Origin of the sequence: Actinotalea sp. C106, from assembly GCF_023630195.1 — a bacterium.
Taxonomy (GTDB): Bacteria; Actinomycetota; Actinomycetes; order Actinomycetales; family Cellulomonadaceae; genus Actinotalea.
Genome location: NZ_JALPKN010000086.1, coordinates 1 through 11,767 on the forward strand (window position 1 = coordinate 1; position 11,767 = coordinate 11,767).

General features: G+C 73.5%; 12 protein-coding genes and 1 pseudogene. 7 read left to right on the forward strand and 6 right to left on the reverse strand.

Annotated features, from left to right (window positions below; genetic code table 11):
- From L0B03_RS07870 to L0B03_RS07885, 4 genes and pseudogenes are all read left to right on the forward strand, one after another.
- Positions 1-206: pseudogene (locus L0B03_RS07870) on the forward strand (hypothetical protein); the annotation flags it as partial.
- Complete coding sequence (locus L0B03_RS07875; protein ID WP_250445263.1) at positions 203-868, forward strand: response regulator transcription factor; 666 nt, start codon at positions 203-205, stop codon at positions 866-868. The pseudogene L0B03_RS07870 and the gene L0B03_RS07875, both read left to right, overlap by 4 nt.
- 173 nt (positions 869-1,041) lie before the next feature.
- On the forward strand, positions 1,042-1,815 hold the full coding sequence (locus L0B03_RS07880) for an ABC transporter ATP-binding protein (protein ID WP_374204911.1): 774 nt from the start codon (positions 1,042-1,044) through the stop codon (positions 1,813-1,815).
- A gap of 5 nt (positions 1,816-1,820) precedes the next feature.
- A complete protein-coding gene (locus tag L0B03_RS07885) occupies positions 1,821-3,761 on the forward strand; it encodes an FtsX-like permease family protein (RefSeq protein WP_250445265.1) in 1,941 nt (646 codons plus the stop codon).
- Between the two features lie 31 nt (positions 3,762-3,792).
- Here L0B03_RS07885 and L0B03_RS07890 read toward each other — a convergent pair whose 3' ends face one another.
- The gene (locus L0B03_RS07890) at positions 3,793-4,662 is read right to left on the reverse strand and encodes a helix-turn-helix transcriptional regulator (protein ID WP_250445266.1); all 870 of its coding nucleotides are present in this window, start codon (positions 4,660-4,662) and stop codon (positions 3,793-3,795) included.
- A gap of 123 nt (positions 4,663-4,785) precedes the next feature.
- Between L0B03_RS07890 and L0B03_RS07895 the strand changes: the two genes are divergently transcribed.
- Entirely contained in the window at positions 4,786-5,550 is a 765-nt protein-coding gene (locus tag L0B03_RS07895; RefSeq protein WP_250445267.1) for an SDR family oxidoreductase, read from the forward strand.
- 18 nt (positions 5,551-5,568) lie between these two features.
- Here L0B03_RS07895 and L0B03_RS07900 read toward each other — a convergent pair whose 3' ends face one another.
- Positions 5,569-6,162 carry a TetR/AcrR family transcriptional regulator gene (locus L0B03_RS07900; protein WP_250445268.1) on the reverse strand — a complete coding sequence of 198 codons (594 nt, stop codon included), beginning with the start codon at positions 6,160-6,162 and terminating at the stop codon, positions 5,569-5,571.
- A 132-nt stretch (positions 6,163-6,294) separates the two neighbouring features.
- Here L0B03_RS07900 and L0B03_RS07905 point away from each other — a divergent pair, with 132 nt between their 5' ends.
- Positions 6,295-6,726 (forward strand): VOC family protein, encoded by a 432-nt coding sequence (locus tag L0B03_RS07905; RefSeq protein ID WP_250445269.1) that lies wholly within the window; start codon positions 6,295-6,297, stop codon positions 6,724-6,726.
- A 40-nt stretch (positions 6,727-6,766) separates the two neighbouring features.
- Here L0B03_RS07905 and L0B03_RS07910 read toward each other — a convergent pair whose 3' ends face one another.
- Positions 6,767-7,192 carry a VOC family protein gene (locus tag L0B03_RS07910; protein ID WP_250445270.1) on the reverse strand — a complete coding sequence of 142 codons (426 nt, stop codon included), beginning with the start codon at positions 7,190-7,192 and terminating at the stop codon, positions 6,767-6,769.
- 106 nt (positions 7,193-7,298) lie between these two features.
- On the opposite strand from L0B03_RS07910, the gene L0B03_RS07915 reads away from it, so the two are divergent.
- Positions 7,299-8,291, forward strand: coding sequence for a YafY family protein (locus L0B03_RS07915; protein ID WP_250445271.1), 993 nt, complete (start codon positions 7,299-7,301; stop codon positions 8,289-8,291).
- Here the strand turns inward: L0B03_RS07915 and L0B03_RS07920 are convergent.
- The 3 genes from L0B03_RS07920 to L0B03_RS07930 all read right to left on the reverse strand — a co-directional run.
- A complete protein-coding gene (locus L0B03_RS07920) occupies positions 8,288-9,913 on the reverse strand; it encodes a cation:proton antiporter family protein (RefSeq protein WP_250445272.1) in 1,626 nt (541 codons plus the stop codon). The two genes, L0B03_RS07915 and L0B03_RS07920, sit on opposite strands and share 4 nt — an antisense overlap.
- Before the next feature lie 112 nt (positions 9,914-10,025).
- A complete protein-coding gene (locus L0B03_RS07925; RefSeq protein WP_250445273.1) occupies positions 10,026-10,868 on the reverse strand; it encodes a methyltransferase domain-containing protein in 843 nt (280 codons plus the stop codon).
- Between the two features lie 48 nt (positions 10,869-10,916).
- Positions 10,917-11,767 (reverse strand): glycoside hydrolase family protein (locus tag L0B03_RS07930; RefSeq protein WP_250445274.1); only part of this gene is annotated, 851 nt, incomplete at its 5' end.

Consider the following 11,767-nt stretch of genomic DNA (forward strand, 5'->3'; position numbering starts at 1 on the left):
GGCGCGGCGACCGGGACCCCGGCGAGGACGGCCCGAGCGGTGGCCTGGGCCTGATCGGCATGCGCGAGCGCGCCGAGCTCACCGACGCCCAGCTGACCCACGGCCCCCAGTCCGACGGTGGCTGGCTGGTCACCCTCACGCTGCCCGCCCACGGCGCGGTCGGGTCCCGGCCCGCCGACGCCTCGACCGAAGGGCCCCTCGGATGATCCGTGTCATCGTGGCCGACGACCAGCCGCTGGTCCGGGCGGGGCTGAGCGCGATGCTCGGCGTCGAGCCGGACATCGACGTGGTGGCCGAGGCGCCGGACGGCGCGCAGGCGGTCGAGGCGGCCCGACGGTTGCGCCCGGACATGGTCTGCATGGACGTGCGGATGCCTGGCATGGACGGCATCGCCGCGACCCGTGAGCTGTGCGGCCCGGGGGTGGCCGAGCCGATCCCCGTGCTGATCCTCACCACCTTCGACGTGGACGACTACCTCTTCGGAGCCCTGGAGGCCGGGGCCTCGGGGTTCCTGCTCAAGGACGCCGAGCCGACGACGGTGGTCGACGCCGTGCGGTCGGTCGCGGCGGGGAACGGGACCCTCGCGGACACCCTGACCAAGCGTGTGGTGCGCGAGCTGCTCGACCGGCGCCGCACCCAGCCCGTGACGGCGGCCCGCGCCACCGAGCTGCTCACCGCCCGTGAGCTGGACATCCTGCTGCTCCTGGCCCAGGGCATGTCCAACGAGGAGGTCGCGCGCAGCCTCGTGCTGGAGGTGTCGACCGTGAAGTCGCACCTGGCGCGGATGATGCCCAAGCTCGGGGTGCGGTCCCGACTGCAGGCCGTCGTCTGGGCCTACCAGAACCGCGTGGTCGACATCCCCACCTGACCCACCTCGTGTCAGAACCTGGGATACCCAGGGCACCCTGAGGTTCTGACACGAGATGGGGTGGAGGTTGCATCGAAGGATGGAACCTGGTGGAGCCGTCCTTCCGGGGCTCGAGGGGACCCCTCCCCGGTTCCTAGCGTCGAGAGCGACATCGCACCTCGACCCCAGGAGCCATCGTGCCCACCCCGAGCCCCACCACCAGCCACCCGACGCGGGACCACCGGAGCGCCCCGGCCGTGCGCCTGGTCGACGTCCACAAGAGCTACCCCGGCCGGGAGCCCGTGCACGCCCTGCGCGGGGTCTCCCTCGACCTGCGCGCCGGCTCGGTCACCGCCGTGGTCGGCCAGTCCGGCTCAGGCAAGTCGACCCTGCTGAACTGCGCGGCGGGCCTGGACTCCCCCGGCCACGGGCAGGTGCTGGTCGCCGGGCACGACCTGACCGCGCTGCGGCCCGACGACCTCACGCGGTTCCGCCGCGAGCACGTGGGCTTCGTGTTCCAGTCCTACAACCTCATCGGACACCTGAGCGTGGTGGAGAACGTCCGCCTACCGCTGGTGCTCGCCGGGCGCGTGCCGGACCCCGCCTGGCAGGCCGACCTGCTGGCCTTCCTCGGGGTGGCCGAGCTGGCTGACCGTCTCCCGGGGGAGCTCTCGGGCGGGCAGGCCCAGCGGGTCGCGATCGCCCGGGCCCTGATCACCCGCCCCGCGGTGGTGTTCGCCGACGAGCCCACCGGGGCCCTCGACTCCCGCACCGGAGCCGCGGTGCTGGAGGTGCTGCGCGAGTCGGCGCGGGCCCTCGCCCAGACGATCGTCGTGGTCACGCACGACAGCACGGTCGCCGCGGCGGCCGAACGCGTGGTCGTCCTGGCCGACGGCGTGGTGGTCGACGAGCTCGAGGCCCCCACGGCCGAGCAGGTCACCGCCGCGCTGCTGAACCGGGCCCGGTGATCGAGATGTGGAACCTGGCCACCTCAGCCGCCCGCGCCCATCGCGGCGCCTTCGCCGGGACCGCGATCGTCCTGGCCCTGGCCGCCGCCCTGGTCGCCGTCACGGGCGTGATGTTCGAGTCGGGGCTGCGCGCCCCGGCCACCTCGCCGCGCGACGCCCTCGGCGGGGACATGCTCGTCGCCGTCGCCTCGTCCTTCTCCGGCTTCGCCCTGGTCGTGGTGATGATCGTCGTCGCGGCCACCGTGAGCCTCGCGCTGCGGGGCCGTCGTCGCGAGCTCGCCCTGCTCCGTGCCGTCGGTGCGACCCCGCACCAGGTCCGGCAGCTCGTGACCCTCGAGCTGGTCATGGTGACCCTGGTCGCGGCCCCGGTGGGTGCCGTCCTCGGGTTGCTCGGAGCGCGGCTGCTCGACCCCCTGCTCATCGACTCCGGGGTCGTCACCCCCGACTTCGTCTCGACCCTCTCCCCCTGGCCCGTGCTCGGCGCCCTGCTGCTCGTGCTCCTCACGGCTGTGCCCGCCGGCCTGATCGCGGCGCGGGAGGCAGCCCGCACCGAGCCGACTTCAGCCCTGCGGGAGAGCGCCGTCGAGCAGAGCGAGGTGGGGCCCGCACGCCGGTGGGGCGCCCTGGCCATGGCTGCGGCCGGGCTGGCGACGGCGTTCTCGCCGATGATCATGCCCGGCACGGTGGGCAGCGCGGTCGCCGCGATCTCCGCGTTCCTGCTGATCGGGGCCGCCGCCCTGGCCGGACCGGTCCTGGTCGGCTGGATCTTCGACCGGCTGGCCCGCCTGGGCGGTCCGCTGGGCCGTCCCGCCCCGATGCTCGCGGTCCGCAACGTGCGCGGCTTCTCACGACGCCTGACGACGGTCGTGGTGCCGCTAGCACTGATCGTGGCTGTCGCGACCGTGCAGACGAGCGTCGACCGCGCCGTCGCGACGGCGGCGGGTGAGCAGCTCGAAGCGGCCCTCGCCGTCGACCTCGTCGGGACGGCAGACCAGCCCCTCGACGCCGGGGATCTCGACCGGCTCGCCGCCGTGCCCGGTGTCGCGGCCGTCGAGCCGCTGACCGATGTGCCCGCGCAGGTGCTGATCGACACCGACGAGGACCTCGCCTGGGCCGAGGGCCTGATCTGGGAGAGCACGGTGCTGCGCCTGGTCCCCTCCGTCGGCGCCACCGGCCAGGACGCCGGCAGGGGAGCAGCGCCCTTCGACCCCGGCGTGGTCGAGGGCACCCTGGCCGACCTCGTCACCCCGGGTACGGTCGCGATCAGCACCGACGCCGCCTTCGAGGTCGGTACGCGCCTCGGCGGCTCGATCTCGCTCCGGTTCGGCGAGGAGGTCGTGGCGGCCCGCGTGGTCGCGCTGTACTCGCGTGGCCTCGGTGTCGGGGACTACCTCATCGGCACGGGGACCGCCGCCGCCCAGGGCCTGGACCACCGTCCCGTCACGGTGCTGGTCGACGTCGAGCCCGGCGCAGACCCGCACGGGGTCGCAGCCGCGCTGGACGGGATGGGGGTCGTGTCGACCGACGTGCCCGGCTACGTCGACGGCGCGATCGGGGCGGGGGCCGCCGATCGACGTCTCTCGGCCGCGCTGCTGCTCGTGCTGCTCGTCGTCGTCGCTCTCGGCGCCGCGACCACCCTCGCGCTCACCACCGCGGCCCGTCGCGACGAGCTCGGGCTGCTGCACCGCACGGGCACCACCCGTCGCCAGCTCATGACCATGACCACCATCGAGTCCCTGAGCACGGGGCTGACGGCGTGGGCGCTCGGCACCCTGGCGGTGATCCCCGCGGTGATCGGGGTCAGTGCGGGCCTGCTCGGTGCGAGGGTGCCCGTGGTGGACGTGCCGACCTACGCGGTGGCGAGTGCCGCCGTCGTCGTGCTCGCTGTGCTGGCGGTGGGGGTCGCGTCCCGGCAGGCCACCCGGTTCACGCCGGCCGCCGTCTGACCTCCCCTCCGGGGTGCGCTGCCGCGCGGGCCTACCTCGGGGCCCGCGTCGCAGCGACCTCGGGGCCCAGGTCCTGGGTGCCGATGACCCGGAGCAGGGCGAGCTTCTCGGCGGCGTCGGTACGAGGCGGGGCGGTGAGCACGAGCAGGCACTGGGACTGGTCCTCGGTGAACAGCGCCTGGCAGTCGAGCCCGATGGGGCCCGCCTGGGGGTGGAGCAGCACCTTGTGGTCCTCGAACCGGCGGCCGACCTCGTGACGCTGCCAGATCGCGGCGAACTCGGGGCTCTCACGCTCGAGGGCGCGGACGATCTCCCCGGCCCGCGAGCGCGGCCCGAGCACCCCGTAGGCCGCTCGCAGGGAGGAGACCTGGGCCCGGGACTGGCGTTCGTGATCCTCGGGCGGGTAGATCTGACGCGCTCCGTCGGGGTCGGTGAACCACCGGTAGACCTCGCTGCGCGCCAGACCGCGGTACCCGGACCGGTCACCCAGCAGCGCGACGGCCATGGTGTTCATGACCAGCGTCTCTCCCAGCCAGGTCAGCACGAGGGCCGGGGTGTCCTCGAGCCGGTCAAGGACCCGCTGCAGGGCGGGGGCGACGAACCGGCCGCCGGCCTCGGGGCCGGGCGGGTTGCGGCCCGCGAGCCGGTAGAGGTGGTCGCGCCCGTCGCCGTCGAGTCGTAGGGCACGGGCGAGGGAGGCCAGCATCTGCTCGCTGGGCTGGGGGCCGCGCCGCTGCTCGAGGCGGGTGTAGTAGTCGGCGGACATGGCCGCGAGCTGGGCGACCTCCTCCCGCCTCAGCCCAGGGGCCCGACGACGAGGCCCGGCCACCAGCCCGACGTCCTGCGGGCGCAGGGCCTCACGGCGTCGGCGGAGGAAGTCGGCGAGGGCAGGTCGGTCCACGTGACCATCGTGCCCCGGCGGGGGTGAGCGGGGCCAGGCTCTGAGGCGCCGGAACCAGGGACCGTCGATCCCCCGATCACCGCTCCGCTCCCGCCCCCGGACGACGCTCTGCACGGTGGTGCCATGAACATCAACGACAGCACCGTCTTCATCCCCGGCGCGACCAGCGGCATCGGTCTCGCCCTGGCCCTCGCCCTGCACGACGCCGGCAGCACCGTGGTGATCGGCGGGCGCCGCACCGAGCTCCTCGAGCAGATCGCCGCCCAGCACCCCGCCCTCGGCACCGTGCACGTCGACACCACCGACCCCGCGAGCATCCAGGCCGCGGCCGACGGCGTCATCGCACGGTGGCCCGACCTCGACACCCTCGTGACGATGGCCGGCGTGATGCAGCCAGAGGACTGGCACCATCGCGATGGCTTCCTCGCGAGCGCCGAGCGGACCGTCACGACCAACGTGCTGGGGCCCGTGCGACTGATCGCGGCCTTCCTCGAGCATCTTCAGTCCCGGCCGGCCGCGACGATCATGACCGTCTCCTCAGGCCTGGCCTTCGTCCCGCTCCGGGTCACCCCGAGCTACAACGCCAGCAAGGCAGCGATCCACATGCTCAGCGAGAGCCTGCGCCTGCAGCTCGCGGACACCGCTGTGCGGGTGGTCGAGCTGGTGCCGCCGAGTGTCCAGACGGACCTCATGCCCGGCCAGGCCACCAACGAGAACGCCCTGCCCCTCGCGGACTTCATCGCCGAGGTCATGACCATCCTGCGCGAGCAGCCCGAGGTCCCCGAGGTGCTCGTCGAGCAGGCGAAGTTCCTGCGCTTCGGCGAGGCGCGGGGCGACTACGCGCAGGTGCTCGCGGCGGTCAACGCGAGCGACCCGCACGGCAGGTAGGCCGGCGCGGCGGGCGGGTCAGGGAACCGAGCCTGGCCCGCCGGCGCCGAACCGCAGCCCGTCGACCACCAGGTCCAGCACCCGGCGCACCTGGGCGTCCCAGTGGTCGCCGTCGGGCACGAGCCAGACGGCCGACATCGCGAGCACGACGTCCTCGGCGCCGACGTCCGTGCGCACGGAGCCCTCGGCCCGGCATGCCTCGAGGAGCACGTCCAGGGCGCCGACGATGCGCTCGCGGGTCTCGGCGAACAGCGGGGAGTCCGAGCCGACGGCGGCGCGGAGGGTCGCGGCCAGACCACGTTTGGCCGCGGCGTACCGCACGAAGTGCCCGGCCCACTCGCGCAGGGCCTCGATCGCCGGGCGGTCGCCGTCGAGGAGGACGGGGGCCGCGTCGCAGAGCTCCTCGACCTCGTGCCGGTAGACGGCCTCGACGAGGACGTCCCGGTTCGGGAAGTGGCGGTAGAGGGTGCCGATCCCGACCTGGGCGCGCTCGGCGATCGTCTCCAGGGGCGTGTCGACGTCCTCGAGCAGCGCGGCGGTGGCCACCGCGAGCAGGCGGTCACGGTTGCGCTGAGCATCGGCACGGAGCGGCTTGGTGGTGGCGGTCGGCACGGCTCTCCTCTTGCTAATCGGAGGAACCTCCGCTTAGTCTGTCGGTACGAAGCGGAGGCACCTCCGTTCAGGCTACGCGGCTCGAGGGCCCCGGTCCACACGAGGCACCGCCCCCTCCCCGAAGGAGTCCCCATGACCACCACGACCGCTCCCCTCGCCCAGCACCGTGCCGCCACTCCTGCTGGTAGCGGGCCCCGGACGACGACCTTCGCCGGGCTCGCGTACGACGCGTTCGACGCCCTGGCCGCCGCCCAGTTCTGGGCCGCCGCCCTGCGCGTGGACCTCTCCCCCGGCGCGAGCCCGGCCCGTGCCGAGCTCGTCGCCGGGAGCACCGCGGGCATCCCACCCCTGGTGTTCCGCCAGGTCACCGACGGCCGCGCGCTGACCACGCCGCTGCACCTGCAGCTGACCACGAACGACCTCGACGCCGAGTCCCGCCGACTGCAGCAGCTCGGCGCCCGCCGGGTCGGCAGCGTGAACGACCACGGGCGCCGTTCGATGACCCTCATCGACCCCGAGGGCAACGCCTTCGACCTCGTCGAGGGCAGCGGGCTCGGGCGGTAGCCGACGTCGGACCTGCGCCGACCACCGCCACCTGCCGTCCTCAGGCGCCGTCGTACGCCGCCGCGACGTCGAGCACCCAGACCACGCCGAACCGGTCCCGCAGCATTCCGTAGAGCGGGGCCCAGCCGACCGGCGCCAGCGGGACGATCACGGTGGAGCCGACGGCGAGGCGCTCCCACCGCTCGGTGATCTCCTCGACCGAGGCGCCGCGCACCGAGACGAAGTAGGCGTTCTGCCCGGGCTCCCAGGGCAGCGAGGACGGCACGTCGTAGGCCATGACGTGGAACCCGTCGGCCGAGACGACCTGGCCCCACATGACCTGATCAGCCTCGGCGGGGTCCTGGACGGCGTGGGCGTCGGCGTAGGTGACGGCGGTGAGCTCGCCGCCGAACACGGACCGGTACAGCTCGAGGGCGGCACGGGCCTCGCCGCGCAGGTTGATGTGGGTGACGGTGCTGATGGACATGTTCTCTCCTACGAGGACGGGTGCGCCGCACGGTCTGGCGACACCCCCGCACACTCACAGAGCAACTGGACAGTTTCTGTCCGCATAGCACGGGCACACTGGAGACGTGCCCACCACCTCCTCCCGGCTCCTCACCCTCCTGTCCCTGCTCCAGGCGCGGCGGGACTGGCCGGCGACCCTGCTGGCCGACCGCCTCGCGGTGAGCGACCGCACGGTGCGTCGCGACGTCGACCGCCTGCGCGAGATGGGCTACCCGGTCACCAGCACCCGAGGCCGCGAGGGCGGCTACCGGCTCGAGGCAGGGACTGCCGTGCCGCCCCTGCTGTTTGACGACGAGCAGGCTGTCGCCCTCGCCGTCGCCCTCCGGACGGCCGCCGGGACGGGCGCGGACGTCGCCGAGGCTGCGGCCCGCGCGCTCGCCACGGTCCGCCAGATCCTCCCCGCGAGGCTGCGGCACCGCGTCGACGCCCTCGAGGTCCAGACCGTGCCTGGCGCAGCCGTCGCCGACCCCGTGGACCCAGACGTCCTGACGGCGGTGAGTGCCGCGATCCGCGCCCGCGAGGTGCTCCGCTTCGACTACCGCTCCCCCGCTGCCCCGCTGGACGACCACCGACCCCCTCGTCGCGCTGAGCCCCACCACCTGATCACCCGTGCCGGCCGCTGGTACCTCCTCGCCTGGGACCTGGACGCCGAGGAGTGGCGCACCTTCCGGCTCGACCGGCTCGTGCCCCGCACCCCTGGCGGCGCGCGCTTCACGCTGCGGGAGGTGCCTGACGGGGACGCGGCGACCTTCGTCGCGGGGAGCTGGCGCGGGGTGGCCCCGGGAGGCACCCGGGACTGGCCGTGCGAAGGCGAGGTGATCGTGCACGCACCTGCCCGCGACGTGGTGCCGTACGCGTACGACGGCGTGGTCGAGGACCTCGGCGACGGGCGCTGCCGAGTGACGTTGGGAGCATGGTCCTGGGTGGGTCTGGCGGCGACCCTCGCGCGGTTCGACACCGAGATCGACGTGATCGGCCCTGCAGAGCTCGCGAGCGCGTTCGGTGAGATGGCAGGGCGGTTCGCACGCGCAGCCGGCAGCGCCGGTGGGGTGGGTTAGGTCCCGGAGGTCCCCGCCGCGGGCCCGTGCGACGGCCCCCGGTCGGTCTTGCCCAGCAGGACCTCCGCCGCGTGATCAGCGAGGGCGGTACCCGCTGAGCCGTAGAGGTGGAAGACGGCACCAGCCCCGTGCCGGCGCAGCTCGGCGACGTCGTCGTCGTAGCGGGCCACGGCGGCGACCGTTCCCGTGAAGCCCGCCGCCTGCAGACGGCTGAGGGCGATGAGGTTCGCGTTGTGGAACGGCATGGCGAGCACCGCCACCTTGATCTGCCCGGCGCGCTCGACGCGGTCCCAGAACTCGACGTCGGTCGCGTCGGCGCGCAGCACCTCGAACCGATCGGCCTCGAGCTCGGCCACCCGCACCGGGTCGTGCTCGACCCCCACGACGGACAGCCCGTACCTGTCTCGGAGCTGGGCATAGGTGGCCGCGCCGATCCGACCGAGCCCGATGACCAGGGCATCGGCCTTGCCCACGTCGACGAGCCGGTCGTCGGGGTGGAGCTGCTGGGTGCTGTGGTGCGGGAGCAGCGGGACCATCCTGGTGGCGAGCTCGACGCCGCGACGGTTCAGGAGGGCCGACACCGCGAAGCTGATGGCCACCGCGAGAGAGATCACCACCACCCAGCGCTCGTCGAGCAACCCGGCCGAGGCGCCGACCACCGCGACGATGATCCCGAACTCGGAGAAGTTCGCCAGGACGAGCCCCGCGAGGAAGGCGGTCCGGCGCCGCAGCCTCATCGCCCACAGGAGGACCGCGTAGAAGGCGACCTGGAACGGCAGCACGGCCAGCAGTGCGACCGCCAGCAGCACCTCCTCGAGCCCGGGGCTCCCGTGCAGCCCGATCTCGAGGAAGAAGGCGACGAGCATGAGGTCCTTGAACGTCATGAGGGACCGGTAGAGCTCTGAGGAGCTGGGGTGCTTGGCGAGGAGTGCGCCCATCACCAGGGCGCCGAGCTCACCGTTCACGCCGAACACCTCGAAGACGCCCCAGCCCAGGGCCACGGCGACGGTCACCCCGAACAGGGCCTGCAGCTCACCGTGCCCGATCCGGTCCCAGATGCGGTGCAGCGGCCACGCGGCCGGGACCACGAGGACCAGCAGCAGCGCCCACGGGCTCGGCACGTGCCCGCCCGCGGCAGCCATGAACGCGACGGCGGCGACGTCCTGCAGCACGAGCAGGCCGACAGCGATGCGCCCGTACAGGGAGGTCGTGTCGGAGCGGTCCTCGAGCACCTTGACGACGAACACGGTCGAGGAGAACGAGAGGGCGAACCCGACGAGCGCAAGGGCGCCGAAGGACTCCCCGGCGACCAGGGGAACCCCGATCACGACGAGCAGTCCGAGGAATCCGAGCCCGACAGCGGTCGAGAGCGCCATGTGGACGCTCGCGGTGAGCCAGATCTCTCGGCGCAGCAGGGTCCGCACGTCGAACTTGAGCCCGATCGTGAAGAGCAGGAGCACCACGCCGATCTCGGCGATCTCCTCGAGGCCGGCGGGGGCAGGGGAGTCGAGAGCCCCCAGAGCGAAACCTGCTGCGAGGTAGCCCACCAGGGGAGGGAGCCGGATCGCCGAGGCGAGCAGTCCCCCGAGGACTGCCGCCGCGAGATACAGCGCGAGCTCCATGCGCGTGCCTCCACGGTGTGGCCGTCGTCTGGCGGGTTGGTACTTCCGCACGACGGTAGGTCAGGACGGTCTGACAAGCACGGTAGCGCCCCGGCCAGGACCGACCTGCACCTCACCCGTCGATCGCCTCGAGCAGCCGCAACGGTTCCGGAGTGCGGCAGGAGAGGTTCGCACCACCGGTGGCGGGCACCTTCTCGACGGTGACGACGAACACGGTCAGGGTCGCGACGAACGGCTCATGCCTCAACCCGGAGACCCACTGCCGCTGCCCGTCAGCCAGGTGCCCGGAGGCGATGGCGCGCTCGACGTTGCGTTCGATCCCGAGGATCGTGTCCGCCAGGGCGAAGTCCCGGAACACACCGGGGACGACGTCGACGCTCCTCACGTGCAGCCCGACGGCGTGCGCGTGGCCAGCGAGCTGACGCCCGATGTGACCGTTCCTGACGACGACGTCGCGCACGTGGTCGCGGAAGCGATGGCTCGCGTCGACCTGCTCGGCGGCGATGGCCAGGGTGTCCCAGTCCGGCTCGGCGAAGACCGCCCGGCCACCGGGCCGGAGCACCCGGCGGACCTCGTCGATCGCTCGGCGCGGGTCGTCCACGTGCTGCAGCACGCGATCGGTGCGCGCCCGGTCGACCGTGGCGTCGGCCAACGGCAGGTCGTGGACGTCGCCCTGCCGCACCTTGATCACCGCCCCGTCGGCCACGGAGCCTGCCCGCTCGAGCATGCGCGGGTCCCGGTCGACGCCGATGACCGATCCGGTGGGTCCGACCGCGTCGGCCAGCGCCCGCAGGTCTGTCCCCGGGCCGCAGCCGATGTCCACGACCTCCAGCCCGGCGTGCAGATCCAGGGCTCTTCGCGCGAACGCCTTGTACTCGCGACCGGGCGCACTGCCCGCGACCACGCCCATGTACGACGCCGCGTCGAGCACCGCGGACTCAGGTCCCACCGTCATGCGAGCCAGTAGACCAGAGCCTCCTGACGCGCCACACCCCTCCTCGCCTCAGGGGCCTGCCGCGCGGTAGGCCCTGCCCGCGGCGGTCGGGGTGGAGCCGTCCAGGTAGAGGCCGAACTCGACGCTGTCCCCGACGGCCGGCAGCCCGAACCAGGCGTAGCGCTCGACGAAGGGGCGAGCCTCGAGCCCCTGGGTGCTCCCGGCGATGAACGCCTCGGCCTGCTGACCGGTCGGGTAGCTCGGCTCGCCGGCGAAGTTGATCAGCCCGTACTCGGTGACCCAGACGGGCAGGCCGTACCGCGCGTGGACGGCATCGACGTACTCGAGGAGGTGCCCGACGGCGGCCTCGCTGAAGTCTGAGCCGTACCAGTGGACCGTGATGAAGTCGACGCGCAGGCCCCGCTCCTGCGCCCCCGCCATGAACTGGTCGAGCCACCCGCCCGGTGTGTCCGCGCCGTAGGCCACCGCGGGGCTGCCGAGCCGCATCCCGGTGCCCTCGAGCCGGGTCCACAGGTCCAGGGCCTCCTCGACGCTCATGGCGGCCTGCTCGGCCAGGTCGGGCTCGTTGAAACCGAGGAGCACCGTGCCCTGCTGGCTCGCCAGAGCGAGGGTCTCGTCGGTGACCGCGTCGCGCCCCCAGATCATGGGGACGAACTCGACCCCCGCGGGGCCAGCCGCCGGGGAGGGGGACCAGGTGTAGTACCAGCCTGCGCCGACGTCCCCGAGGGCCCCGCGGGTGCCGTCGAACTCCCAGGTGGCGACCCCCTTCTTGGCGGAGGTCGCGGCCGGCGCAGCCTCGGCGGCCGGTGGAGGTTCCGGGGGTGGCGCTGCGGGGGCGGCCGGCTCCGCCGGTGGAGGTGGCTCGGGGGTCGGCGTCGAGGTCGGCGTCGGTTCCGGGG

Bases quoted from the DNA above. Each gene is read 5' to 3' on its own strand.
- L0B03_RS07875 (WP_250445263.1), top strand. From the start codon at position 203: ATGATCCGTGTCATCGTGGCCGACGACCAGCCGCTGGTCCGGGCGGGG.
- L0B03_RS07885 (WP_250445265.1), top strand. From the start codon at position 1,821: ATGTGGAACCTGGCCACCTCAGCCGCCCGCGCCCATCGCGGCGCCTTC.
- L0B03_RS07895 (WP_250445267.1), top strand. From the start codon at position 4,786: ATGAACATCAACGACAGCACCGTCTTCATCCCCGGCGCGACCAGCGGC.
- L0B03_RS07905 (WP_250445269.1), top strand. From the start codon at position 6,295: ATGACCACCACGACCGCTCCCCTCGCCCAGCACCGTGCCGCCACTCCT.
- L0B03_RS07910 (WP_250445270.1), bottom strand. From the start codon at position 7,192: ATGTCCATCAGCACCGTCACCCACATCAACCTGCGCGGCGAGGCCCGT.
- L0B03_RS07920 (WP_250445272.1), bottom strand. From the start codon at position 9,913: ATGGAGCTCGCGCTGTATCTCGCGGCGGCAGTCCTCGGGGGACTGCTC.
- L0B03_RS07925 (WP_250445273.1), bottom strand. From the start codon at position 10,868: ATGACGGTGGGACCTGAGTCCGCGGTGCTCGACGCGGCGTCGTACATG.